The sequence below is a fragment of the Pseudomonas sp. NPDC088368 genome, from assembly GCF_044753445.1.
In the GTDB taxonomy this organism is placed as follows: Bacteria; Pseudomonadota; Gammaproteobacteria; order Pseudomonadales; family Pseudomonadaceae; genus Aquipseudomonas; species Aquipseudomonas bambusae.
The window spans coordinates 226,454-250,325 of the sequence record NZ_JBIVNG010000011.1; the positions used below are offsets into that span (position 1 = coordinate 226,454).

The 23,872-nt window shown below is 60.1% G+C and carries 21 protein-coding genes; 7 read left to right on the forward strand and 14 right to left on the reverse strand.

Translation table 11 applies throughout. The annotated features are described in order from the left end of the window. Positions 1–125: 125 nt before the first annotated feature. The 4 genes from ACIQAL_RS24235 (at position 126) to ACIQAL_RS24250 (ending at position 3,828) form a co-directional block, all read left to right on the forward strand. The gene (locus ACIQAL_RS24235) at positions 126–533 is read left to right on the forward strand and encodes an MbcA/ParS/Xre antitoxin family protein (RefSeq protein ID WP_341962202.1); all 408 of its coding nucleotides are present in this window, start codon (positions 126–128) and stop codon (positions 531–533) included. Beyond that, on the forward strand, positions 533–1,213 hold the full coding sequence (locus ACIQAL_RS24240) for an RES family NAD+ phosphorylase (RefSeq protein WP_401150073.1): 681 nt from the start codon (positions 533–535) through the stop codon (positions 1,211–1,213). The genes ACIQAL_RS24235 and ACIQAL_RS24240 overlap by 1 nt, the downstream gene beginning before the upstream one ends. Before the next feature lie 145 nt (positions 1,214–1,358). Beyond that, positions 1,359–2,291: a glutathione S-transferase family protein gene (locus ACIQAL_RS24245; RefSeq protein WP_401150075.1), complete on the forward strand. Its 933-nt coding sequence runs from the start codon at positions 1,359–1,361 to the stop codon at positions 2,289–2,291. Between the two features lie 289 nt (positions 2,292–2,580). Continuing rightward, positions 2,581–3,828 carry a DUF2599 domain-containing protein gene (locus ACIQAL_RS24250; RefSeq protein WP_401150076.1) on the forward strand — a complete coding sequence of 416 codons (1,248 nt, stop codon included), beginning with the start codon at positions 2,581–2,583 and terminating at the stop codon, positions 3,826–3,828. Positions 3,829–3,887: 59 nt separating this feature from the next. Here the strand turns inward: ACIQAL_RS24250 and ACIQAL_RS24255 are convergent, their stop codons facing one another. After that, complete coding sequence (locus ACIQAL_RS24255) at positions 3,888–4,238, reverse strand: glutaredoxin family protein (protein ID WP_401150077.1); 351 nt, start codon at positions 4,236–4,238, stop codon at positions 3,888–3,890. A gap of 5 nt (positions 4,239–4,243) precedes the next feature. Continuing rightward, positions 4,244–5,245, reverse strand: coding sequence for a nucleoid-associated protein YejK (gene yejK / locus ACIQAL_RS24260; RefSeq protein WP_166596402.1), 1,002 nt, complete (start codon positions 5,243–5,245; stop codon positions 4,244–4,246). 352 nt (positions 5,246–5,597) lie between these two features. Here yejK and ACIQAL_RS24265 point away from each other — a divergent pair, with 352 nt between their 5' ends. Beyond that, positions 5,598–5,879, forward strand: coding sequence for an HU family DNA-binding protein (locus tag ACIQAL_RS24265; protein WP_003221909.1), 282 nt, complete (start codon positions 5,598–5,600; stop codon positions 5,877–5,879). Between the two features lie 64 nt (positions 5,880–5,943). On the opposite strand, the gene ACIQAL_RS24270 is transcribed toward ACIQAL_RS24265, so the two are convergent. The 6 genes from ACIQAL_RS24270 to ACIQAL_RS24295 all read right to left on the reverse strand — a co-directional run bounded on the left by ACIQAL_RS24270 (position 5,944) and on the right by ACIQAL_RS24295 (position 14,194). After that, positions 5,944–7,284 carry a DUF2599 domain-containing protein gene (locus ACIQAL_RS24270; RefSeq protein ID WP_401150080.1) on the reverse strand — a complete coding sequence of 447 codons (1,341 nt, stop codon included), beginning with the start codon at positions 7,282–7,284 and terminating at the stop codon, positions 5,944–5,946. 97 nt (positions 7,285–7,381) lie between these two features. Next, on the reverse strand, positions 7,382–8,410 hold the full coding sequence (gene rlmF, locus ACIQAL_RS24275; RefSeq protein ID WP_401150081.1) for a 23S rRNA (adenine(1618)-N(6))-methyltransferase RlmF: 1,029 nt from the start codon (positions 8,408–8,410) through the stop codon (positions 7,382–7,384). Positions 8,411–8,579: 169 nt separating this feature from the next. Further along, positions 8,580–11,426 (reverse strand): valine--tRNA ligase, encoded by a 2,847-nt coding sequence (locus ACIQAL_RS24280; RefSeq protein WP_401150083.1) that lies wholly within the window; start codon positions 11,424–11,426, stop codon positions 8,580–8,582. A gap of 331 nt (positions 11,427–11,757) precedes the next feature. Beyond that, positions 11,758–12,201, reverse strand: a complete 444-nt coding sequence (locus tag ACIQAL_RS24285) for a DNA polymerase III subunit chi (RefSeq protein ID WP_401150085.1) — start codon at positions 12,199–12,201, stop codon at positions 11,758–11,760. Between the two features lie 7 nt (positions 12,202–12,208). Then, positions 12,209–12,637, reverse strand: a complete 429-nt coding sequence (locus ACIQAL_RS24290) for a DNA polymerase III subunit chi (protein WP_296179595.1) — start codon at positions 12,635–12,637, stop codon at positions 12,209–12,211. A 66-nt stretch (positions 12,638–12,703) separates the two neighbouring features. After that, a complete protein-coding gene (locus ACIQAL_RS24295) occupies positions 12,704–14,194 on the reverse strand; it encodes a leucyl aminopeptidase (RefSeq protein WP_401150087.1) in 1,491 nt (496 codons plus the stop codon). A gap of 305 nt (positions 14,195–14,499) precedes the next feature. On the opposite strand from ACIQAL_RS24295, the gene lptF reads away from it, so the two are divergent. Together lptF and lptG are read left to right on the forward strand one after the other, a co-directional pair. Then, on the forward strand, positions 14,500–15,618 hold the full coding sequence (gene lptF / locus ACIQAL_RS24300; protein ID WP_166596589.1) for an LPS export ABC transporter permease LptF: 1,119 nt from the start codon (positions 14,500–14,502) through the stop codon (positions 15,616–15,618). Continuing rightward, complete coding sequence (gene lptG / locus ACIQAL_RS24305) at positions 15,611–16,672, forward strand: LPS export ABC transporter permease LptG (protein WP_401150088.1); 1,062 nt, start codon at positions 15,611–15,613, stop codon at positions 16,670–16,672. The genes lptF and lptG overlap by 8 nt, the downstream gene beginning before the upstream one ends. Before the next feature lie 54 nt (positions 16,673–16,726). Here lptG and ACIQAL_RS24310 read toward each other — a convergent pair whose 3' ends face one another. From ACIQAL_RS24310 to gcvH, 6 genes are all read right to left on the reverse strand, one after another. Then, positions 16,727–17,215 carry an RDD family protein gene (locus tag ACIQAL_RS24310; protein WP_401150090.1) on the reverse strand — a complete coding sequence of 163 codons (489 nt, stop codon included), beginning with the start codon at positions 17,213–17,215 and terminating at the stop codon, positions 16,727–16,729. A 95-nt stretch (positions 17,216–17,310) separates the two neighbouring features. Continuing rightward, positions 17,311–17,523 carry a cold-shock protein gene (locus ACIQAL_RS24315; protein ID WP_003175786.1) on the reverse strand — a complete coding sequence of 71 codons (213 nt, stop codon included), beginning with the start codon at positions 17,521–17,523 and terminating at the stop codon, positions 17,311–17,313. A gap of 392 nt (positions 17,524–17,915) precedes the next feature. Next, on the reverse strand, positions 17,916–19,040 hold the full coding sequence (gene gcvT, locus ACIQAL_RS24320) for a glycine cleavage system aminomethyltransferase GcvT (protein WP_401150092.1): 1,125 nt from the start codon (positions 19,038–19,040) through the stop codon (positions 17,916–17,918). A 72-nt stretch (positions 19,041–19,112) separates the two neighbouring features. Next, positions 19,113–20,489: an L-serine ammonia-lyase gene (locus ACIQAL_RS24325; protein ID WP_401150093.1), complete on the reverse strand. Its 1,377-nt coding sequence runs from the start codon at positions 20,487–20,489 to the stop codon at positions 19,113–19,115. Between the two features lie 114 nt (positions 20,490–20,603). Then, on the reverse strand, positions 20,604–23,462 hold the full coding sequence (gene gcvP / locus ACIQAL_RS24330) for an aminomethyl-transferring glycine dehydrogenase (RefSeq protein WP_401150094.1): 2,859 nt from the start codon (positions 23,460–23,462) through the stop codon (positions 20,604–20,606). A gap of 10 nt (positions 23,463–23,472) precedes the next feature. Continuing rightward, a complete protein-coding gene (gene gcvH, locus ACIQAL_RS24335; RefSeq protein ID WP_166596413.1) occupies positions 23,473–23,856 on the reverse strand; it encodes a glycine cleavage system protein GcvH in 384 nt (127 codons plus the stop codon). Between the last annotated feature and the right edge of the window lie 16 nt (positions 23,857–23,872).

The window sequence follows — 23,872 nt, forward strand, 5'->3', positions numbered from 1 at the left end:
ACGCGCGGAAGTGAGTAAGGACGTGTGCACCGGGACGTCAGTAATTCGCATGTGAATTGCCTGTTTTATTTTGTTCGTATGTGTACTAGCCTGATTGTCAGATTCGATGAGCAGGAGCGGCATTCATGACAGCCTTGGCGATCACCCGCAACGATGGCGTTGGTGTCGATACCCCGGAAGCAGGGCGCGTAGCCCTGACCTTTTTTTTCAACCTCATGGCGCATTGGGGATGCTCGGTCGAGGACCAGCGAACACTGCTGGGCGCTGTGAGCAACACGACCTTTTACAAATACAAACGGACCCCCGACATCCGTTTGCCGCGCGATACGCTGGAGCGAATTTCCTATTTGATGGGCATCCACAAAGCGCTCAGCATCATCTTCAGTAATCAGTTGGAGCGCGCTTACGAATGGGTCGCAAAACCCAACACGGCGGCACCTTTCAACGGCCAATCCGCATTGCAATACATGTTGGCCGGTCGGGTGGTGGACATCGCGGACGTGCGTCGGTATCTGGACGGAGTCCGGGGCTGATGAAGCATGCACAGACCGTGATCCCGGCCTGGGATGCCGCATTCAGGATGATCAACAGTGCCTTTCCTCCGATCACGCTGTTTGAGGATGTGCTCAACCCGGTCGACCTTGAGATGGCGTATGCGCTGGAATCGATGACCAACGATCGTCTGCTGGATCAATGCGGTGTATTGCGCAGAGTCGCCGTCGAGGACCGCGTTTCCGGCCCCGGCTCTACCCCCGTCATGGCTGCGTTTACGCACATCGGCAAGGCGAGCCGATTCACGGACGGGATGTACGGTATCTATTACGCAGCGAATAGTCAGGCTGCCGCTATTGCAGAAACACGCTTTCATCAGGAGCGCTTTCTCGCGGCGACGAACGAGCCCGACATCGAGCTGACCTTGCGCACCTACGTGAATCAGGTCGTTAAGCCGGTGCATGACGTACGTGAGGACTTCCCTGAACTGCATGACCCTGACCCTACCCGTTATGGGGTACCACAAGCCTTCGCAAGCGCATTGCGGGGAGAAGGGGCGTGGGGACTGCTCTACAAAAGCGTGCGCCTTGACGGGCATGAGTGTGTGGCGGCGCTTCGTCCGCCGGCGGTCTCGCTCCCGGTGCAAGGCAAGCATGTTCGGTATGTCTGGGATGCCAAGGGCCAGACGATCTCCCACGTATTCGAAATCAGCCCGCTCTAAGTAACGTCTCCGAACTTGGCCTGTTCGTCACTTGTGATCATCACTGGTAACGCTCAACTTAAGCCACTGTCTGAATACCGTGGCCGGGGGTGCGACATGAGGTCGTCACGCCCGGATTCAATGCCTTCGTTCCAGAGGTCGAAACATGAGTGAGTTGATCCTGCACCATTACCCAACGTCCCTGTTTTCCGAGAAAGCCCGGTTAATGCTGGGCTTCAAGGGGCTGTCGTGGCGCTCGGTGATCATCCCGCCGATCCTGCCGAAACCGGACCTCACAGCCCTCACCGGCGGCTATCGCAAGACGCCGGTGTTGCAGGTCGGAGCCGACATTTATTGCGACACGGCATTGATTGCCCGGCGTCTTGAGGCTGAGAAGTCCTCGCCGAGCTTTTACCCGGAAGGGCAGGAGTTTACGTCGGCGAGTCTGGCGAACTGGGCGGATTCGGTGCTGTTTCTGCATTCGGTCAGCCTCGTGTTTCAGCCTGCGTCACTGGCCGTGCGTTTCGCGAAGCTACCCCCCGAGGGGGTGAAAGCGTTCGTGGCGGACCGCGCAACGTTCTTCGATGGCGGCAGTGCGACACGTGTCCCGTTGGAGTTGGCGCAACACCAGTGGCCGACGTTGATGGGGCGTCTCGAAACGCAGCTGGAGCGTAGCGGCGATTTCCTGCTCGGCGTGCCTTCGATTGCCGACTTCTCGGTGGCTCACACCCTGTGGTTTTTGAAGCAGACCCCGGTCACGGCTCCGTTGGTAGATGATTATCCTGCGGTGCTGGCTTGGTATCAGCGCGTTATTGGGTTCGGGCATGGGGCGGCGAGTGAGCTCAGCTCAGCAGAGGCCATCGAGATTGCGCGCAACGCCGAACCTGTTCCGCTGCCTGACGAGGCGTTCAACGACCCGAACGGATTCGAGCCGGGCCAGCAGGTCAGTGTGTCGGCAGTCGATTACGGGGTAAACCCGGTTCATGGTGAGCTGCTGTTCAGTGGGCGCGAAGAAATCATCGTTCGCCGTGAAGATGAACGTGCGGGCGTCGTTCATGTTCACTTCCCGCGTTTCGGATTCCGTATCAGCAAAGATTGAAGTCTGACTTCGGTTCGAGAGAAGAAAACGCTGCGACCCTTGCAGCGTTTTTTTCGCCTCTCGGATAATGCCATTCTCGATTAGCAAGCTGACGGTAATCGCCAATCGATCTCGGCATCCTTCAATAACTGTCATTTCTGCCAGTTGCCAGCAATGTGCTTGGCGCTACTATCTTGATTCACCGTTTTAACGCAATCGCCTGATGTGTTCCGTTGCCTTCTTTGTCGAGAGGTTGGCGTCGCCGTGGCTGAGAAAAAGGGAACAGGCTCCATGGAAAGGAGTGTTGAAAATGAAAAAACCTCAGTTATGGGCCGTGTCGCTCGTGGCATTGGCCATGCAGGCACCTTATGTCTTGGCAGCAAGTTGTGCGGATACTGCCAAAGCACTGACCGCTCAATACAACGACACGCGGGACAATTGTGGAAAAAACACCTCCCCGGCGTTTCTCTGCAATGGCGTTATATTCAGGGCGACTGTGCCTTCCGATGATTACAGCTCCTGGGACCCCAGCCCCAACTCGGTAAAAAGCGGCGGTACTTCATTCTCATACTTGCGTAAAGATGCGAAGTTTTCCAGGCTTGTGCGCTACGAGAATAACGGCTACATCCTGTTTCCTGTTCAGAACGTCCCACCCGGCAAAAGTACCTACAACGTGCTGTGCGCATTCCCGATGGATGGCGGCACTGACGCGCGTGAGGACAAGGGGTGTGGGGCATGGACGGGTTCGAAACCCAGCGGGCAAGGCGCTCCTTGTTATTCCCAGCAACCGAACAGAATTACCACGGGGCAGGAGTGGGCCGATCATTACAAGGCATTCGTCAACGGTGATAACCGCCGGGAGTGCGGATTTGATGTCAGGGACAATCTCAACAGCTATGCGGTGGATAACTTCAATGCCAGTTTAAGCGCACAGCGGCGAACACCCGAAGCGTTCAGAAAGCAGAATGAATTACGGCTCGATACTTGGAAAAGCACAACGCCTGCGGGTGAGTTACCTATCCAGGCATTCTTTTATCTGCCGGAGCCCACAGGCGGACGGGATGATGCTCAGTTCGATCAACAGCGTTATTACGAAAAGACCGGTGTGTGGGTGCCTGTTATCGCGATGACCTTGCCAAGCCGGTTATCCGATGATGCCACTTTCAAATGCAACGCTGACGATCAGGCAGTGGCAGAGTCGGGCAAGCCGATTGATCGATACGTCAAATCCGCCACTTGGGTTCCGCGCTTTGACCCTGGCACGGGGCAAAATGAGTGGTCGTTGTCAGTGGTATTGACTGACTTAGGCCGTAAACAAAGCGGTTCTGCAGGATCGGATGCGGTGTATGCGGAGTTAGTCCGCAAGTATAAGAACGACTATCAGTGGAAACAGAACGGCGGAGTGGGCATGCGTCGACAATTGGTGTGCCACTTCGTCATTGCCCGTGGAAAGGACGAGTTCAATCTGGAACCCTTCCGACCCGATGCGACGGAGGCCGAGGCAGAGAGGGCAGGCTGCAACGTACTGCCCTCTGATCTGACTGCAGCGACGCAGTAACAGCTCTGTTGAACGGGAAGACCACCATTCTGGGGAGATCAGTGCCTCCCCAGTTGGCTTTATTTCAACGCTGCAAGAATCTCATCCGGCGAAAACCCTCTGATCAGCGTGCCGTTCACATCGATCAGAGGGATGCCGCGCCCACCCAGGGCTTCATACGCCTGGCGTCCCTCTTTGGACTTCTCGATGTCGTACTCGGTGTAAGGGATACCCTTGCTGTCGAGGAAGCGGCGCGTCTGTTTGCAGTAGCCACACCAGTCGGTGGCGTACAGCACGACTTTGGCCTGCGACTGAACCTGCGAGGACACCGCCAGTGAGGGATTGACGAAATGTTCGATCTTGCCCCAGTTCTGGTAAACCACGACCACCAACATGATCAGCGCGAATTTCTTGAGGGTACGCCCGAGCATGACGATCAGCGCCTCTTCAGTTGATCGGTCAGTTGAGTCGGCAAACCCTTGATGATCAGCGTGCCTTTCTCTTCGTCGTACTCGATCTTGTCGCCCAGCAGGTGCGCTTCGAAGCTGATCGACAGGCCTTCGGCACGGCCGGTGAAGCGGCGGAACTGGTTGAGGGTGCGCTTATCTGCCGGGATTTCCGGCGACAGGCCGTAATCCTTGTTGCGGATGTGTTCATAGAACGCGCGCGGACGGTCTTCGTCGATCAGCCCGGAGAGTTCCTCCAGCGCGATCGGCTCGCCCATTTTGCTCTGGCTACTGGCGTAGTCCACCAGTGCCTTGGTCTTCTCGCGGGTCGACTCTTCTGGCAGGTCTTCACTCTCGACAAAGTCACTGAACGCCTTGAGCAAGGTGCGGGTTTCGCCGGGGCCGTCCACGCCTTCCTGGCAGCCGATGAAGTCGCGGAAGTATTCGGAGACCTTTTTCCCGTTCTTGCCCTTGATGAACGAGATGTACTGCTTGGAGGCCTTGTTGTTTTGCCACTCGGAGATGTTGATCCGCGCGGCGAGGTGCAGTTGGCCGAGGTCCAGATGCCGCGAGGGCGTGACATCCAGTGCTTCGTTGACCGCCACGCCTTCGCTGTGGTGCAGCAACGCGATGGCGAGGTATTCGGTCATGCCCTGCTGATAATGGGCGAACAACACATGGCCGCCCACTGAAAGGTTGGATTCTTCCATCAGCTTTTGCAGGTGCTCGACAGCGGTGCGGCTGAACGCCGTGAAATCCTTGCCCTCATCAACGTACTCCTTCAACCAGCCGCTGAACGGGTGCGCGCCGGACTCGGCATGGAAAAACCCCCAGGCCTTACCTTGTTTGGCGTTATAGCTCTCATTGAGGTCGGCCAGCATGTTCTCGATGGCCTGGGACTCCGCGAGTTCGGAGTCGCGAGCATGGAGGACTGCGGGCGTACCGTCGGGTTTCTTGTCGATCAGGTGAACAATGGCATGACGGATCGGCATGGATTTCTCGGCTGCTGAGGTGGAACTGAACGGGTGCCTGCGTGGCCCGTGCGAAAGTCGGCAAGTGTACCGCAGACTGGGCAAAAACGTGCTGGGGAGGCCATAAACAAGGCTCCGCATCTATTAATCTGACTTTTTTGGCTTTTAACCGCGATAAAGCTGACCAAATGGCTAGGTAGGGGCGGATATTTGCGTGGCTCTGTGCTAGTTTTGCCCGGTCTTGCGCACTGAAGCGCGCCAAGCATGCAGTTTGTGGGCGTTCGGCCGAACCAAAGGCCGATTTCGGTATCTACATTTCGCGTCTGTACACACTCTGCAAACCATCTGAATTTGATAGGGAAGGAACACCACCATGGCTCTGACTAAAGACCAATTGATCGCCGATATCGCAGAAGCTATCGACGCGCCAAAAACCACCGCGCGCAACGCTCTCGACCAATTGGGCCAAATCGTCGCTGATCAACTGGAAAATGGCGGCGAAATCACCCTGCCAGGCATCGGCAAGCTGAAAGTAACCGAGCGTCCAGCTCGCACTGGCCGTAACCCTTCGACTGGCGCTGCCATCGAAATCCCAGCCAAGAAAGTGATCAAACTGGTTGTGGCCAAGGGCCTGACTGACGCAGTCAACAAGTAAGCAAAACGCTGCTTGTAGGAGAACCGTGTAACGGAGCGATCCGGACACGGTTTTTTTATGCCTGTCATTTAGGGACGGGGTTGCAGCCGGCGGCCTTGGCAGCGGCCTTCGAAACGAGCGGCCGGAAGGGTTCCAGATTCCAGTCAGCACGGCCGGGATAGTTGTCGATGATGCAATTGAGCTGGCTTTCCATGCTGCCTGGCATTCTCTCCTCGTCACGCCATTGCGGGTCCGCCCCCTTGAACTGCTGCAGCTCAAGGTAGATGGCTTTGCGGTCATTGGCCTGATACGTCTTGCCGCGCGCAGTAGGGATCACTTTCAGCGACCACACTTTTTGCCCAGTCACGTTGTCGGTGAACTGAGACCACGTCGCCGAGGCGATGTACTGACGCGGAACACCGCTGCCTTCGCCCAACCAGACGAATTGATCGGCCGGGTTATAGCTGAAGCGTTGCTGTGCAGGCTTGCTGAAGTCTATCCTGAGGACCGGCACGGCATAACCCTCCTGATACAGCTTGAGCTGGAACCGCCGGGCGTTGTCGATCCCGCTTTGCTGCGCGGCGGCTTTTCCGTTATCGCCTCTGACGCCGAAGTTCTGCGCACCCGGCGGCAGGTAGATAAAGGCCGCGATGTAGCGCTTCATCTCGCTGCCGTCATTGTCAGGAAAGTTCTTGAGCATGAATTCGTTGAAATATTTGCTTTCGGCAAAATAGTCCGACGCTGGCGTTGTGGCCCTGGCTTCGTGTGCTGCGATCATGGCATCCCACTGTGCGGGCACTTCGGCGTTCCAGGAGCATTGGGTGGTTTGAATCGGCTGTTGAGGGCCGCCGGGGTATTTCTGTTTCCATTGTTCGGCGCTGGTGACGTTTTGCAGGGCGCAGGTGCCGAAGGCCCATTCCTTGTTCTTGTTTTGCGTGGACGGCTGGGCGGGGGGCGCAAAGGATTTGTCGTTGAACGGGCCGCAGCCATACCAGTTGCGGTCGGGGCCGGTGAAACCGTCAAAGGTGTAAATGCAGGTCCAGCCCTTGTCCAATGCCGGTAGGCCCAGGGCCTGAGCGTCTGCGGGTGTATTCAGGACGAAGCCTGCCGGATGCGCCAGCACGCTAATGCTCAGGTCCTTGCGGATCCATGTCCAGGATGTCGCGCCGGTCTGCAGGGCGTAGAAGCTGTACGTCCACGGCAGAAAAGCGCCGTCGTTGACCATGCGCAAGGTGACGCCGCTGCAGTAGTAATGGCCTCGTGTGGCGCCTGTGTCGGGTTCTTTGCAGTCGTTGACCGTCCTGTTGTAGCTGTCATTCAGACGCTGGGCGGTTGCCTGGGGATTGGGGTCGACTGCCAGATCAAGGGCGCAAGCCGTGTTGATGAACGTGACGAATAGCGCGATGACGCAGACGATGCGGCGCATGGCTGGCCTCCCTGGCAATCGATGCAAGAAGGTTCCAGATTATGGGCCTGAAAAAATGCCCGTCTACTGTCAGAAATGACAGTGGACGGGGTAGGCGTTATGCCTTGGTCTGCCCCCAACGCTCTGCGCGCCAGGCTTGTTGCTGGGCCTTGTCGTGAAAGGTCCAGGTCACGAAGCGGCTTTGTTTTTGTCCCTGTGACATCTCGACCACGTGGCTCTCGACCGCCCCTGCCTTTTTCAGCGTGCTTTGGATCAGCGGCAGGTTCGAAGCTTTCGACACCAGCGTGCTGAACCACAGCACCTGCGTTGGCACTTGAGCGCTTTCGGTAATCAGCTGCGCGACGAAACGCGCTTCGCCGCCTTCACACCACAATTCCGCCGCCTGCCCACCGAAGTTCAGCACCGGCAGTTTGCGCTTGGGATCGGCCTTGCCCAGTGCTCGCCATTTGCGCTGGCTGCCGCGCAACGCTTCCTCGGCGGAGGCGTGAAAGGGCGGGTTGCAGAGACTGATGTCGAAGCGTTCGTCTGCTTGCAGTAGCCCGAGCAGGATGTGTTTGCGATTACCCTGCTGACGCAGGCTGATGGCCTTGCCCAGCGCGTTGGCCTTGACGATGGTGGTGGCTGAAGCGAGGGCGACCGTGTCGATGTCCGAGCCAACGAAGTGCCAGCCGTACTCGCTATGGCCGATCAGCGGGTAGACGCCGTTGGCCCCCGTGCCGATGTCCAGCGCCTTGATCGCGGCGCCACGGGGAATGACGCCAGCGTTGTCCTCGGCGAGCAGGTCGGCGAGAAAGTGCAAGTAATCGGCGCGGCCGGGGATTGGCGGGCAAAGGTAATCTGCCGGAATGTCCCAATGGGCGATGCCGTAGAACGCCTTGAGCAGCGCGCGGTTGAACACCCGCACGGCTGCCGGGTTGGCGAAGTCGATGCTTTCCTTGCCATAGGGGTTGGTGATCACGAATTGACCCAGCTCTGGGCTGCTCTTGATCAGGCGTGGAAAGTCGTAATGGCCCTGATGGCGGTTGCGCGGGTGCAGGCTGGCCTTCTCGCGCGGCTCGGCAGGTTTGGCTGACTGAGCGGGTTTCGGTTTCTTGCGAGGCGGCTTGGGCTGCTCGGGTTTAGTCATTGCGGGTCTTTTCCGGTTAAAACACAAAACCCTGTGGGAGCGGGCTTGCTGGCGAAATCGTCAGATCAGACACCTCAATGTCGATTGATCTGGCGGTTCGCCAGCAAGCCGGCTCCTACAGGGTTTGTGGTGGTCAGCCCGCTTGGGTAAAAGGGGGCTGAGTCGGTCGTTACAAACTCGCGATCCGTGCGTGCTGTTCGGCCAGCTTGCCTAGTGCCTGTTCGGCCTCGGTCAGCTTGGCGCGCTCCTTGGCGATGACGTCAGGCGGCGCTTTGTCGACGAAGGCGGCGTTAGACAGCTTGCCACCCACGCGCTGGACTTCGCCTTGCAGGCGCTGGATTTCCTTGTCCAGACGCGCGAGCTCGGCGCCCTTGTCAATCAGGCCAGCCATCGGCACCAGCACTTCCATCTCGCCCACCAGAGCGGTGGCGGACAGTGGTGCTTCGGCGCCTGCGGCCAGTACGGTGAACGATTCGAGCTTGGCCAGCTTCTTCAGCAGGTGCTCGTTCTCGTTCAGACGACGCTGGTCTTCGGCGCTGACGTTCTTGAGGAACAGTTGCAGCGGCTTGCCCGGGCCGATGTTCATTTCGCCACGGATGTTACGCACGCCGAGCATCAGGCCCTTGAGCCATTCGATGTCGCCTTCGGCAGCGGCGTCAATGCGCGCTTCGTTCGCCACCGGCCACGGTTGCAGCATGATGGTCTTGCCCTGCGCACCGGCCAGCGGCGCGAGGCGCTGCCAGATTTCTTCGGTGATGAACGGCATGAACGGATGCGCCAGACGCAGGGCCACTTCCAGCACGCGAACCAGCGTACGGCGAGTGCCGCGCTGACGTTCGATCGGCGCGTTTTCGTCCCACAGCACCGGCTTGGACAGCTCCAGGTACCAGTCGCAGTATTGATTCCAGATGAACTCGTACAGCGCCTGCGCGGCGAGGTCGAAACGGAATTGATCCAGCTGGCGAGTCACTTCGGCTTCGGTGCGTTGCAGCTGCGAGATGATCCAGCGATCCGGCAGCGACAGTTCGACTTCTTCGCCGTTCTGGCCGCAGTCTTCGCCCTTGTCCAGCACGTAGCGGGCGGCGTTCCAGATCTTGTTGCAGAAGTTGCGATAGCCTTCGACGCGACCCATGTCGAACTTGATGTCACGACCGGTCGAGGCCAGCGAGCAGAAGGTGAAGCGCAGGGCGTCGGTGCCGTAGCTGGCGATGCCGTCGGCGAATTCGGCGCGGGTCTGCTTCTCGATTTTCTTGGCCAGTTGCGGCTGCATCATGCCGCTGGTGCGTTTCTGCACCAGGGCTTCGAGTTCGATACCGTCGACAATGTCCAGCGGGTCCAGGACGTTGCCCTTGGACTTCGACATTTTCTGGCCCTGACCATCGCGGACCAGACCGTGCACATAAACAGTCTTGAAAGGAATCTGCGGGGTGCCGTCTTCGTTCTTCACCAGGTGCATGGTGAGCATGATCATCCGGGCGACCCAGAAGAAAATGATGTCGAAACCGGTCACCAGCACGTCGGTGGGGTGGAAGGTTTTCAGGAATTCGGTCTGCTCAGGCCAGCCCAGGGTGGAGAAGGTCCACAGGCCGGAACTGAACCAGGTGTCGAGAACGTCGTTGTCCTGTTGCAACGCAACGTCCGGGCCGAGGTTGTGCTTGGCACGCACTTCGGCTTCGTCGCGACCGACGTAGACCTTGCCGGACTCGTCGTACCAGGCCGGAATGCGATGGCCCCACCACAGCTGACGGCTGATGCACCAGTCCTGAATGTCGCGCATCCAGGAGAAGTACATGTTTTCGTACTGCTTCGGCACGAAGGCGATGCGGCCGTCTTCGACGGCGGCGATGGCAGGCTCGGCCAGTGGCTTGGTGGACACGTACCACTGGTCCGTCAGCCATGGCTCGATGATGGTGCCGGAGCGGTCGCCTTTCGGCACTTTCAGGGCGTGGTCATCGACGCTGACCAGCAGGCCTGCGGCGTCGAAGGCTGCGACGATCTGCTTGCGCGCTTCGAAACGGTCCAGGCCTGCGTATTCAGCCGGCAGGGTGCCGTCGACGGTTTCGTTCAGGGTGCCGTCGAGGTTGAACACCTGAGCAGCGGCCAGCACGTTGGCGTTCTTGTCGAAGATGTTCAGCAGCGGCAGGTTGTGGCGCTTGCCGACTTCGTAGTCGTTGAAATCGTGAGCCGGGGTGATCTTCACGCAGCCGGTGCCGAATTCAGGGTCGCAGTAATCGTCGGCGATGATCGGGATGCGACGGCCTACGAGCGGCAGCTCGACGAACTTGCCGATCAGGGCCTTGTAGCGCTCGTCGTTCGGGTTCACGGCGACAGCGGCATCACCGAGCATGGTTTCCGGACGGGTCGTGGCGACGATCAGGTAATCCAGACCTTCGGCGGTCTTGGCGCCGTCGGCCAGCGGGTAGCGCAGGTTCCACAGGTTGCCTTTCTCATCGTGGTTTTCCACTTCGAGGTCGGAAATCGCGGTGTGCAGCTTGGTGTCCCAGTTGACCAGACGCTTGCCACGGTAGATCAGGCCGTCTTCATGCAGGCGCACGAAGGCTTCTTTCACGGCTTCGGACAGGCCGTCGTCCATGGTGAAGCGCTCACGGCTCCAGTCCACGGAGGAGCCCAGGCGGCGGATCTGACGACTGATGTTGCCGCCGGACTGATCCTTCCACTCCCAGACTTTTTCGAGGAATTTTTCGCGACCCAGGTCATGGCGATTCTGGCCCTGAGCTTCGAGCTGACGCTCGACCAGCATCTGGGTGGCGATACCGGCGTGGTCGGTGCCTGGCTGCCACAGGGTGTTGCGACCCTGCATGCGGCGGAAACGGATCAGGGCGTCCATGATCGCGTTATTGAAACCGTGGCCCATGTGCAGGCTGCCGGTGACGTTCGGCGGCGGAATCATGATGGTGTACGAGTCGCCCGCGCCTTGCGGAGCGAAATAGTTTTCGGACTCCCAGGTCTGGTACCAGGAAGTTTCGATGGCGTGCGGCTGGTAGGTCTTGTCCATGCGCGGCGGGAACCTGATCTGCTTTCAGTCGGAAAAGCCGGGAAGTATAGCTTTTTGAAGCAGCGGCAAGCTACAAGCTGTGGGAAGCCGCAAGCGATAAGCGGCGAGCGGCAAGCTAGAGAGCGGCGCGGCCTGGCGCTTTTGATTCTGCCCGAAGGGCGTAGGAGCTGGCTTGCCTGCGATCTGGCGCGAAGCGGCAGCGAATCCTAAGCATGCGATTTACCTGACACACCGAGTGAGCCGGTTGTGCTGCCGCTTCGCAGCAGATCGTAGGCAAGCCAACTCCTACGCCCTGCGGGCAAAAGCGAGACCGCGTTGCAGGCGATCCGCGCTAGTGCTGGTTCAACAACCGCTCCAGCCGCGCCTCAAGGCGACGCTTGATTTCGTTTTCGATGTGCGGGGCGAAGTCGTCGATCACGTCTTGCATGATCAATTGCGCGGCGGCGCGCAGTTCGCTGTCGAGGTGGAGCAGGTCGTCAGGGTTTGGTGCGCGAACGGCTTCCGTCTCGGGCTGCGCGGCGGCAGGCGCGGGGGGGGCCAGAGCGGCGACAGGCTCGGCCGTCAGCACCGGAATGTCGTCGGCGCGGGCCTCGTGCTCGTCGGCAGCAATCACTTGACCGCTGACCACGTCGAACAACAAGGGGATCTGGCCTTCGCTCTGGACCGTGTCGGTCAGCAGAGGCGGTTGAAGGGAATCATCGCCGAGCAACTGGCGGATGGACTCAAGGTCATCCAGCAAATGCGCGGAGTCTTTCAGGTGTTTTGTATTGTCCATCGTGTGCTCAAAGACGCTGCAGTCGGTGATCCTGCAGAGGATAGCCCTGTTCACGGTAGAAGCGGAAACTCTCTCGCGCCGCCAGCCGGATGGACGGTTCCTCCACCACGATCTCCGCGATGCGAGCGAAACGTTTGAAAAATTCGGGGATGCGCAGGTCAAGGTTGACCAGCAAATCCTGATGAGGGCCGGGATCGTCGCCGATGCCCAATGCCACCGGAGCGTCGTGATCGTCCTCGACCGCGCCGTGGGGCACGAAGGTTTCGCCTTTGAAACGCCACAGGCGGGCGTCCAGTTCAGCACGTTGCTCGGCATCGCTACAATGCAGGTAAACGCGATGCCCGAGGCGCCAGGCTTTGTCCGTGAGTTTGCAGGCGAAGTCCAGACGCGCGAGCGGGTCGGCGCTGGGCAGGATGTAAAAATCGACTTGAGTCATGAACGTTCCAGAGCGTGAGCCCCGCCGGGACCTTTCGAGAAAGGCAGCGGCGGGGTCCAGGGCGTTTTACACGCCAGCGCGGTCGAGCAGGTATTGGGTCAGCAACGGCACCGGACGGCCTGTGGCGCCCTTGTCCTTGCCGCCGCTCAGCCATGCCGTACCGGCGATGTCCAGGTGCGCCCACTCGTAGGATTTGGTGAAGCGCGAGAGGAAGCAAGCCGCCGTGATGGTGCCGCCTTTCGGACCGCCAATGTTGGCGATGTCTGCGAACGGGCTGTCCAGTTGCTCCTGGTATTCGTCGAACAGCGGCAGTTGCCACGCACGGTCGTCGGCGCGTTTGCCGGCTTCCAGCACTTGGTTGATCAGCGCATCGCTGTTGCCCAGCAAACCGGAAGTGTGGCCGCCCAGTGCCACGACGCACGCGCCGGTCAGGGTGGCGATGTCGATCACCGCTTGCGGCTTGAAGCGTTCGGCGTAGGTCAGCGCGTCGCACAGTACCAGACGGCCTTCGGCGTCGGTGTTGAGGATTTCAACGGTCTGGCCGCTCATGGTCTTGACGATGTCGCCAGGGCGGGTGGCATTGCCGCTCGGCATGTTCTCGGCTGCGGCAATGATGCACACGAGGTTGATCGGCAGCTGCAGTTGCAGCACGGCATTCAGGGTGCCGAACACGCTGGCGGCGCCGCACATGTCGAACTTCATTTCGTCCATGCCCAGGCCCGGCTTCAGGCTGATGCCGCCGGTGTCGAAGGTGATGCCTTTACCGACCAGCACGAACGGCTTTTCGCTTTTCTTGCCGTTGTTGTACTGCATGACGATCAGGCGTGGCGGTTGGGCGCTGCCCTGGCCAACGGCGAGGAACGAACCCATGCCCAGCTCGGCGATTTTCTTCTCGTCGAAGACTTCAACCTTCAGGCCTTTATGCGCCTTGCCCAATGCCTTGGCCTGTTCGCCCAGGTAGGTCGGGTGGCAGATGTTCGGCGGCATGTTGCCCAGATCACGGGTCACGGCCACACCGGCCGCAATCGCTTGTGCATGCTTGGCGGCGCGCTCGACATCGGCCACGGTTGCCTTGGCGGTCAGCAGGGTGACTTTCTTCAAGGCACGCGGATCGACTTTCTGGCTCTTGAATTTATCGAACACGTATTCGCCATCGACCAGTGTCTCCACCAGCAGGCGGTTCTTGCCGTAGATGTCGCGGCCTTTGACGTTCAGGTGATCCAGCGCAAAGGCTGCATCGGTGCCGCCCAGGCTTTTCAGGGTGTTCAACACGCCGCTGATGAGTTTACGGAAAGGGCGGTCGCCCAGCTCAGGCTCTTTGCCGGTGCCCACCAGCAGGACGCGTTCGGCCTTGAGGTTCGGCAGGCTGTGCAGCAACAGGCTCTGGCCCACTTTGCCGGCCAGGTCGCCGCGTTTGAGCACGGCACTGATGGCGCCGCCGCTCAGGGTATCGATACTTTGTGCGATGTCGCTCAGGGTACGGCCTTCACCGACAGCGACCACCAGTGTGGCGGTCTTCAAGGTTTCTGCACTGACGCTCTTAACAACCAATTCCATGTCGGGGTCCCCGAATAAACTGTGGGTTATCGCAAATGAATGCGCGACGCGACGGCTGCCAATGCCTTGCAGCACGGCGCTCGCGGCAAGGCCCGCAGTTTGACCCCGCTGACGGACCGATGACAACCCCGTTAACTGCCCCCGTGTCAGCCCGGGTTAAGGAAGTATCCGGCGCGCTCAGTGACAGACACACCCAATCACAGGATAATGCCGCATATTTTTTCGCTGGTTCGCGGTCGCGCGTCCCATGATTGACCCATTTCCTTGTCAGGCTGTCTGAGCGTGACGACCCTGGAGTGTCTGGTTTGATTGTCTTCCGTTACCTGTCCCGAGAAGTGCTGGTTACCTTGAGCGCTGTGAGCGCCGTGTTGTTGGTAATCATCATGAGTGGCCGTTTCATCAAGTACCTCGCTCAGGCGGCCTCCGGTGCGCTCGATCCAGGCGTGCTGTTTCTGATCATGGGCTTCCGCCTGCCAGGTTTCATGCAGCTCATTTTGCCGCTGGGGCTGTTCCTCGGCATCCTGCTCGCCTACGGCCGTTTGTACCTGGAAAGCGAAATGACCGTGCTGGCCGCCACCGGCATGAGCCAGCAACGTCTGCTGTGGATGACCCTCGCGCCTGCCGCGCTGGTGTCGCTGCTGGTGGCGTGGCTGAGTTTCAGCCTGGCGCCTCAGGGCGCGACTCAGTTCCAGCTGCTGATCAACAAACAGGACGCCATGACCGAGTTCGACACCCTGGTGCCGGGCCGTTTCCAGTTGCTGCGTGATGGCAGCCGCGTGACCTACACCGAGACCATGACCGACGACCGCATCAACCTCGGCGGCGTGTTCATCTCCGAAAAGAAGCTGGAAGAAAAGAAAGACCACGGCATCACCGTACTGGTGGCCGAGAAGGGCAAGCAGGAAATCAAGCCTGACGGCAGCCGCTACCTGATCCTCACCAACGGCTATCGCTACGACGGCAATCCGGGGCAGGCCGATTACCGTGCGATCAAGTACGACACCTACGGCGCCCTGTTGCCGAAGCCAGATATCAGCGACGAAATCACCGACCGCGACGCGATTCCAACCACCGAGTTGCTCACAGGTGAGAGCAGCCTGCGAAACAAGGCCGAGCTGCAATGGCGCATCTCGTTGCCGATTCTGGTCTTCATCGTGACCTTGATGGCCGTACCGCTGGCGCGGGTGAACCCGCGTCAGGGCCGCTTCCTCAAGTTGTTGCCCGCCATTCTGCTGTACATGGCCTACCTGACCATCCTGATCGCCGCGCGCGGCGCGCTGGAGAAGGGCAAGATTCCGGGGCCGCTGGGGTTGTGGTGGGTCCACGTGATCTTCCTCGCCATCGGACTGGGGCTGCTGTACTGGGAGCCGATGCGCCTGAAAATGAAGAGTCGCCGCGACGCGTCGGAGGTGGCTCATGGTTAAGCTCGATTGGTACATCGGCAAAAGCGTGTTCATGGCCATTCTGGCCGTGCTGGGCATCATTCTCGGCCTGGCCTCGTTGTTCGCGTTCATCGACGAGATGGCAGACATCAGCGACACCTACACCTTCTGGGACGCGGGCAGTTTCGTGGTCATGACTGCGCCGCGTCGTCTCTATGACATGCTGCCAATGGCGGCGCTGATTGGCTGTCTGATCGGCCTCGGCGCGCTGGCCAGCAGCAGTGAGCTGACCATCATGCGAGCGGCGGGTGTGTCCATCGGACGTATCGTCTGGGCGGTCATGAAGCCGATGTTGATCCTGATGGTTGCGGGCCTGTTGATCGGCGAATACGTCGCGCCCGTCACCGAAGCGTCCGCCCAGGCCGCCCGTTCGCTGGCCCAGGGCACCGGTGACGCACAGAGTGCCCGGCACGGTCTGTGGCACCGTCAGGGGGATGAGTTCATCCACATCAATACCGTGCAGCCCAATGGCTTGCTGTACGGGGTGACGCGCTACCGTTTCGACGATCAGCGCCACATGCTCAGCGCCAGTTTCGCCAAGCAGGCGAATTACAAGACGGACTACTGGCAGCTCAAGGACGTGTCGACCACGGTTTTCCATGAAGGCCGTACAGAGGTGGTCAATACACCGGAAGAGCGCTGGAACATCGCCCTGAGCCCGCAGCTCCTGAGCACCGTGGTGCTGCCGCCAGAGTCGCTGTCCATGACCGGGTTGTACGGGTATGCGCATTACCTGGCGGATCAGGGCCTGGCGAACGGGCGTTATTGGCTGGCGTTCTACACCAAGATTTTCCAGCCGCTGGTTACAGTGGCGCTGGTGTTGATGGCGATTTCCTTCATCTTCGGTCCGCTGCGTTCGGTGACGCTGGGGCAACGGGTGTTCACCGGCGTGCTGGTGGGCTTCACCTTCCGCATCGCCCAAGACCTGCTGGGCCCGTCGAGTCTGGTGTTCGGCTTCTCGCCGCTGTTTGCGGTGCTGGTGCCCGCTGGTGTGTGCGCGCTGGCGGGTGTCTGGTTGCTGCGCCGGGCAGGTTGATCACAGGCTTGCAACGAAAAAAGCCGACCTCTGGGTCGGCTTTTTTGTGCCTTCCTAGGTCTTCCGTTTCGGAATCCGCACCAGTTGCGTTTCGGAATACAGGTCATGCCAGCTGCGGTTCTGTTTGTCGATCAGGCACCAGAAAAAACCCATTCCCACGCACAACCACGACGCGATGGCCACCACGAAGCGCAGCAACGCCTGCCAGAGGCTGATTCCGGTGCCGTCGGGGTTTTGCACGCGGATACCCCAGACCTGCATGCCCAGCGTCTGCCCGGCGTGGGTCCAGAATTTGGCGAAGAACGCGAAGAGGGTGAACAGCAGAATCGTCGAGAGCAGCGGGTCGCCATCCAGCGCGCCGGACTCGGACAACTGACGCAATTTCGCCTCGCCGATGAAACCCATCCAGATCAGCTTATAAAGGAAGGTCGTGACCATCAGCAGGGCAACGCATAACAGTCCGTCATAGCAGATGGCAGCGAAGCGGCGGCCCAATCCGGCAGGGGGGAAATCGCCTTGGGGATGCAATGGATGTCTGGGCACGGGCAGCGCTCATTCGCCGAGGTGCAGCCAGTTTACTGAATCGCAGGCATAAAAAAGCCCCTGATGGTGACATCAGGGGCTTTTGATTTTGCGACTTAGGCTTCGGCTTGAACTTCGTCAGCCTGCATGCCCTTCTGGCCTTGCACGGCGACGAAAGTCACTTTCTGGCCTTCTTTCAGGCTTTTGAAGCCGTTGCCCTGAATAGCGCGGAAGTGGACGAACAGATCCGGACCGCTCTCTGGAGTGATAAAACCAAAACCTTTTTCGTCGTTAAACCACTTAACGGTACCGCTCTGACGTTGAGACATTTTCTTATTCCTTGGAGCATAAATTAATGACAGTCTCTTTCACACGAAAGAGTACTGGGCTGGTTGCAGGAAGAAGAAACGTAGAGCGGGATGTAGCATTGCTTTTGGCGCTACTGCCCAGGTCACGATCCCAGCGACCTATGCAAACACAGTCGAGAAACTCTACGCTAACTGCCGCAAGAAAAACAAGCCCCGGATAAGCCCGGTTTCAGGGGCTTTCGGCCATTTTTTGAAAACTTTTACCAGGGGCGGTGAATCGATAGTTTTTACTGTTGAGACGTATCTGGAAGTGCAGTTTTCTGACAGTTTGATTGCTGTTTGGGGAGCGCCAGACTGCGGCATTCGAACAGTGACTTGCACTGTTGCGGTGCCGCAGTTTTTTGACGGGTGTATCAGCCGCGGAAGTAACGTGGCGCAACGAAAGGCATTTTGCTCACAAGCATAGGCACCTTCTTCCCACGGACGATAGCCCAGACCGGCGTTTCGAGTGCGGTGAATGCAGCGTCCACATAACCCATAGCCAGCGGCGCACCCAGCGTCGGGCCGAAACCGCCGCTGCACACTGCGCCGATCACTTTGCCATCGGCATCGACGATTTCCGCGCCTTCTCGCACCGGCGTGCGTTCTTGCGGAAGAAGGCCAATACGCTTGCGAGCTGCACCGCTTTGGTGCTGGGCGAAGACCTGTTCTGCACCCGGGAAGCCGCCCGCACGGGCGCCATCAGCGCGACGAGTCTTGGAAATGGCCCACAACAGACTGGCCTGAATAGGCGTGGTCTCAGTGTTCATGTCGTGACCGTAGAGACAAAGGCCCGCTTCCAGACGCAGCGAATCCCGAGCGCCAAGGCCAATCGGGGCGACTTCCGGTTCCGCCAGCAGACGCCGCGCCAGCGATTCAGCCTGATCCACGGGTACGGAAATTTCGTAGCCGTCTTCGCCGGTGTAACCCGAGCGGCTGACGAAACAGTCGATGCCATCGATCTGGACAGGGGCGTATTGCATGAACGTCATTTTTGCGACGGCGGGCGCAAGGCGTGCCAGTGCGGTCACGGCCTGCGGGCCTTGCAGGGCCAGCAAAGCGCGTGCTTCGAACAGCGGCGTGATTTCACACTGGCTGCCGAGGTGCTGACGCAGGTGCGCCAGGTCTTCGTTCTTGCACGCGGCGTTGACCACGAGCATCAGCGTGTCGTCGCCCAGATTGGCGACCATCAGGTCATCCAGAATCCCGCCGGTTTCATTGGTAAACATTGCGTAACGCTGCATGCCCACCGGCAGGTCGATGATATCCACGGGCACCAGGGTTTCCAGCGCCTTGGCGGCATTGGCGCCTTTCAGCAGAATCTGACCCATGTGCGACACGTCGAACAGCCCGGCTTGATCGCGGGTGTGCAGGTGTTCCTTCATCACGCCTGCCGGGTATTGCACGGGCATGTCGTAGCCTGCGAACTCGACCATCTTGGCGCCGAGTTCCCGGTGCAGGGCGTTGAGCGGGGTTTTCAACAGTTCTGTTGTGGACATCGTTGACTCCTTCAATGCGTTTCCGGGCGCGTGGCGTTGACCGCACGGCGCCCGATGAAATTCAGGCTGAGATCAGCACTCGATAATGTTCACGGCCAGCCCGCCACGGGCGGTTTCCTTGTATTTGCTCTTCATGTCGGCGCCGGTCTGGCGCATGGTGCGGATCACTTTGTCCAGCGAGACGAAATGCTGACCGTCGCCGCGCAGGGCCATGCGCACGGCGTTGATCGCCTTCACCGAACCCATCGCGTTGCGTTCGATGCACGGCACCTGAACCAGACCGCCAATGGGATCGCAGGTGAGGCCGAGGTTGTGTTCCATGCCAATCTCGGCAGCGTTCTCGACCTGGTGCACGTTGCCGCCCAGCACTTCACACAGCGCGCCCGCCGCCATGGAACAGGCCACGCCGACTTCGCCCTGACAGCCCACTTCGGCGCCGGAGATCGAGGCGTTTTCTTTATAAAGGATGCCGATGGCAGCCGCCGTGAGCAGAAAGCGCACCACACCGTCTTCGCTCGCACCGGTGATGAAGCGCATGTAGTAATGCAGAACGGCTGGAATGATCCCTGCCGCGCCGTTGGTAGGGGCCGTGACCACGCGCCCGCCATTGGCGTTTTCTTCGTTGACCGCCAGTGCGTAGAGGTTGACCCAGTCCAGCACGGAGAGCGCGTCACGCAAGGCGGCTTCGGGGTTTTTGCACAGTTGGCGATGCAGCGCCGCAGCCCGGCGTTTAACCTTCAGACCGCCCGGCAGAATGCCCTCGTTGCGGCAACCGGCTTCGACGCAATCCTGCATGACCTGCCAGATTTTCAGCAGCCCGGCGCGGGTTTCCGCCTCGGTGCGCCAAGCGGATTCGTTGGCCAGCATGACCTGGCTGATCGACAGCCCGGTGCTTGCGCAGTGGGCCATCAATTCCTTGCCGGTCTTGAACGGGTAGGGCAGCGGGGTGCTGTCCTCGACGATGCGATCAGCGCCCGCTGCGTCTTCGTCCACCACGAATCCGCCGCCGACGGAGTAGTACTCACGGCTGCGAATCTGTAGGCCAGCGCCGTCGAAGGCACGGAAAATCATGCCGTTTGGGTGGTAGGGCAGTGGCTTGCGGATCATCGCCAGGTGTTGTTTTTCGATGAACTCGATGTCGTGTTCACCCAACAGGTTGATGCGCCCGCTGCCGCGGATGCGCTGCAAGCGGTCGGCTACGTGTTCGGTGTCGACGGTGTCGGGGTGTTCACCTTCCAGGCCCAGCAGCACGGCCTTGTCGCTGCCGTGGCCTTTGCCGGTCGCCCCGAGCGAGCCATACAGCTCGACCTTGACGCTGTCGGTGGAGGAAAGCAGGTCATCACGGCGCAAGCCCTCGACGAACCGCGCAGCGGCACGCATCGGGCCCACCGTGTGGGAACTGGAGGGGCCGATGCCAATCTTGAACAGGTCAAACACGCTCAGGGACATGATCAGGCTCCGGTGAAAAGCAGTAGCGAGGGGCGAGCTGCAAGCGGCGAGCTACAAGCCAAAGCAGATCCGCTTTCACTTGTAGCTTGCAGCTGACAGCTCGGGGCTGTTTTTTTACGCGTAGTCTTCGATCGACGGGCACGCGCAGACGAGGTTGCGGTCGCCAAACACGTTGTCCACACGACCGACCGGCGGCCAGTATTTGCCTTCGATCAACGAGGCGACCGGGTACACGGCCTGCTCGCGGCTGTACGGATGGCTCCACTCGCCGACCAGCTCCGCTGCAGTGTGCGGGGCGTTTTTCAGCGGGTTGTCTTCCTTGTCCAGCGCGCCGCTTTCGACCGCGCGGATTTCTTCGCGGATCTTGATCATGGCGTCGCAGAAGCGGTCCAGCTCTTCTTTCGACTCACTTTCGGTGGGCTCGATCATCAGCGTGCCAGCGACCGGGAACGACATGGTCGGTGCATGGAAGCCGAAGTCGATCAGGCGCTTGGCCACGTCATCGACGCTGATGCCGCTGGTTTCTTTCAGCGGACGCAGGTCGAGGATGCATTCGTGGGCCACCAGACCGCTGGTGCCGGTGTACAGCACCGGGTAGTGCTCTTCCAGACGGCGGGAAATGTAGTTGGCGTTGAGGATCGCCAGCTGCGAAGCGCGCTTCAGGCCTTCGCCGCCCATCATGCGGATGTACATCCAGGTGATCGGCAGAATGCTGGCGCTGCCGAACGGCGCCGCGCAGACCGCGCCTTCCTTGCGCTCCATCTTGCCGTGACCCGGCAGGAATGGCGCCAGATGCGACTTCACGCCAATCGGGCCTACGCCCGGGCCGCCACCGCCATGCGGGATGCAGAAGGTTTTGTGCAGGTTCAGGTGGGACACGTCGCCGCCGAACTTGCCCGGCGCGCACAGGCCGACCATCGCGTTCATGTTGGCGCCGTCGATGTACACCTGGCCGCCGTTGTCATGAATGATGCCGCAGATTTCGCGGATGCCTTCTTCGAACACGCCGTGGGTCGACGGGTAGGTGATCATCAGCGCCGCGAGGTGTTCGCGGTGCTCGATGGCCTTGGCACGCAGGTCTTCGATGTCAACGTTGCCGCGCGCATCGCACGCCGTCACCACCACGCGCATACCGGCCATGTTGGCGGTCGCCGGGTTGGTGCCGTGGGCGGACGACGGGATCAGGCAGATGTCGCGACGCTCATCGCCACGGCTCTGGTGATAGGCGCGGATCGCCAGCAGACCCGCGTATTCGCCTTGGGAACCGGCGTTTGGTTGCAGCGAGATCGAGTCGTAACCGGTGGCGGCGCAGAGCATCGCTTCCAGTTCGTCGGTCAGTTGCTGGTAGCCAGCGCTTTGCTCGGCCGGGGCGAACGGGTGCAGGTTGCCGAACTCGGCCCAAGTCACCGGGATCATTTCGCTGGCGGCGTTGAGCTTCATGGTGCACGAGCCCAGCGGGATCATGGTGCGGTCGAGCGCCAGGTCTTTGTCGGCCAGACGACGCAGGTAACGCATCAGCTCGGTTTCGGAGTGGTAACGGTTGAACACCGGGTGGCTGAGGATTGGCGATTGACGCTTCAGCTCAGCAGGCAGGCGCGCTTCAATGCTGTTGGCCAGTGCGGCGAAATCAGGCAGGGCCTGGCCATCGGTGGCGAATAATTTCCACAGCACTTCGACGTCGGCTTGCTGAGTGGTTTCGTCCAGCGAAACGCCCAGGCGCTCGGCGTCCACTTCGCGCAGGTTGATTTGCAGGGCGCGTGCCTTGTCGTGCAGTTCGGCGGTTTTTGCGCCAGTGTTCAGGGTGATGCTGTCGAAGAAGAACGCTTGCTCGACGTTCAGGCCCAACTGGCTCAGGCCCTTGGCAAAGATCGCGGTCAGGTGATGCACGCGGTTGGCGATGCGGGTCAGGCCGACCGGGCCGTGATACACGGCGTACATGCTGGCGATGTTGGCGAGCAGGACCTGCGCGGTGCAGATGTTGCTGGTCGCCTTCTCGCGACGGATGTGTTGCTCACGGGTTTGCATGGCCAGACGCAGGGCGGTCTTGCCGAAACGGTCGATGGACACGCCCACCAGACGGCCCGGCATGTCGCGCTTGTAGGTGTCTTTAGTGGAGAAGTAAGCGGCGTGTGGGCCGCCGAAGCCCAGCGGCACACCGAAGCGTTGTGCGCTGCCGATGGCCACGTCGGCGCCGAACTCGCCCGGCGGCGTCAGCAGGGTCAGGGCCAGCAGATCAGCCGCGACAGCCACCAGCGCGTTAGCGGCGTGGAAGCGCTCGACCAGCTCGCGGTAGTCGAACAGGTCGCCATTGCTCGCCGGGTATTGCAGCAGGGCGCCGAAGAACTCGCTGACATCACTCAGCTGGTTTTCGTCAGCCACGACCACGTCGATGCCCAGCGGCTCGGCACGGGTGCGCAGCACGTCGAGGGTCTGCGGATGGCAGTGAGCGGAGGCGAAGAATTTCTGACTGCCTTTGTTTTTGCTCAGGCGTTTGCAGAACGTCATGGCTTCGGCGGCGGCAGTGGCTTCGTCCAGCAGCGAGGCGTTGGCGATCGGCAGGCCGGTCAGGTCGCTGATCAGGGTCTGGAAGTTCAGCAGCGATTCCAGACGGCCTTGGGAAATCTCTGGCTGGTACGGGGTGTACGCGGTGTACCAGGCCGGGTTTTCCAGCAGGTTGCGCAGGATCGGCGCCGGAGTGTGGGTGTTGTAGTAACCCTGACCGATGTAGGTCTTGAACAGCTGGTTCTTGGCGGCGATGGCTTTGATGTCAGCCAGCGCATCGGCTTCGCTTTGACCGGCAGAGAGGCCCAGCACGCTGGTGCCTTTGATCGATTCAGGGATGACGCTGGCGCTCAAGGCCTCCAGTGAGTCGAAACCCAGGGTGGCGAGCATCGCTTGCTCGTCATCGGCGCGCGGGCCGATGTGACGGGCGATGAACTCGTTGGCGGTACTCAATTCGATGCGATCAGTCATTGCGCGTTCCTCAGGCTTCGGCGTTGGCTTTAATCAGACGGTCGTAGGCGTCCTGATCCAGCAGTTGGCCGACAGCAGCGGCGTCGGAAGGGATGAAACGGAAGAACCAGCCCTGGCCCATAGGGTCTTCGTTGACCCGTTCCGGGTTGGCGTCCAGCGCAGGGTTGATCTCGACGATCTCGCCAGTCAGTGGCATGTACACGCCGCTGGCGGCTTTGACGGATTCAACGGTAGCGGCCTCTGCGCCTTGGTCGTAAGACTGTAGCTCAGGCAGTTGAACGAAGACCACGTCACCCAGTGCGTCCTGCGCGAAAGCCGTGATGCCGACCGTGACGCTGCCATCTGCTTCGGCCCGCAGCCACTCGTGATCTTCGGTAAAACGCAACTCGCTCATGGAAACTCCCCTGAAT

What these genes read in the sequence shown, in the direction of transcription:
- ACIQAL_RS24235 (WP_341962202.1), top strand. Translation starts at nt 126, where the DNA reads ATGACAGCCTTGGCGATCACCCGCAACGATGGCGTTGGTGTCGATACC.
- ACIQAL_RS24240 (WP_401150073.1), top strand. Translation starts at nt 533, where the DNA reads ATGAAGCATGCACAGACCGTGATCCCGGCCTGGGATGCCGCATTCAGG.
- ACIQAL_RS24245 (WP_401150075.1), top strand. Translation starts at nt 1,359, where the DNA reads ATGAGTGAGTTGATCCTGCACCATTACCCAACGTCCCTGTTTTCCGAG.
- ACIQAL_RS24250 (WP_401150076.1), top strand. Translation starts at nt 2,581, where the DNA reads ATGAAAAAACCTCAGTTATGGGCCGTGTCGCTCGTGGCATTGGCCATG.
- ACIQAL_RS24255 (WP_401150077.1), bottom strand. Translation starts at nt 4,238, where the DNA reads ATGCTCGGGCGTACCCTCAAGAAATTCGCGCTGATCATGTTGGTGGTC.
- yejK (WP_166596402.1), bottom strand. Translation starts at nt 5,245, where the DNA reads ATGCCGATCCGTCATGCCATTGTTCACCTGATCGACAAGAAACCCGAC.
- ACIQAL_RS24265 (WP_003221909.1), top strand. Translation starts at nt 5,598, where the DNA reads ATGGCTCTGACTAAAGACCAATTGATCGCCGATATCGCAGAAGCTATC.
- ACIQAL_RS24270 (WP_401150080.1), bottom strand. Translation starts at nt 7,284, where the DNA reads ATGCGCCGCATCGTCTGCGTCATCGCGCTATTCGTCACGTTCATCAAC.
- rlmF (WP_401150081.1), bottom strand. Translation starts at nt 8,410, where the DNA reads ATGACTAAACCCGAGCAGCCCAAGCCGCCTCGCAAGAAACCGAAACCC.
- ACIQAL_RS24280 (WP_401150083.1), bottom strand. Translation starts at nt 11,426, where the DNA reads ATGGACAAGACCTACCAGCCGCACGCCATCGAAACTTCCTGGTACCAG.
- ACIQAL_RS24285 (WP_401150085.1), bottom strand. Translation starts at nt 12,201, where the DNA reads ATGGACAATACAAAACACCTGAAAGACTCCGCGCATTTGCTGGATGAC.
- ACIQAL_RS24290 (WP_296179595.1), bottom strand. Translation starts at nt 12,637, where the DNA reads ATGACTCAAGTCGATTTTTACATCCTGCCCAGCGCCGACCCGCTCGCG.
- ACIQAL_RS24295 (WP_401150087.1), bottom strand. Translation starts at nt 14,194, where the DNA reads ATGGAATTGGTTGTTAAGAGCGTCAGTGCAGAAACCTTGAAGACCGCC.
- lptG (WP_401150088.1), top strand. Translation starts at nt 15,611, where the DNA reads ATGGTTAAGCTCGATTGGTACATCGGCAAAAGCGTGTTCATGGCCATT.
- ACIQAL_RS24315 (WP_003175786.1), bottom strand. Translation starts at nt 17,523, where the DNA reads ATGTCTCAACGTCAGAGCGGTACCGTTAAGTGGTTTAACGACGAAAAA.
- gcvT (WP_401150092.1), bottom strand. Translation starts at nt 19,040, where the DNA reads ATGTCCACAACAGAACTGTTGAAAACCCCGCTCAACGCCCTGCACCGG.
- ACIQAL_RS24325 (WP_401150093.1), bottom strand. Translation starts at nt 20,489, where the DNA reads ATGTCCCTGAGCGTGTTTGACCTGTTCAAGATTGGCATCGGCCCCTCC.
- gcvP (WP_401150094.1), bottom strand. Translation starts at nt 23,462, where the DNA reads ATGACTGATCGCATCGAATTGAGTACCGCCAACGAGTTCATCGCCCGT.
- gcvH (WP_166596413.1), bottom strand. Translation starts at nt 23,856, where the DNA reads ATGAGCGAGTTGCGTTTTACCGAAGATCACGAGTGGCTGCGGGCCGAA.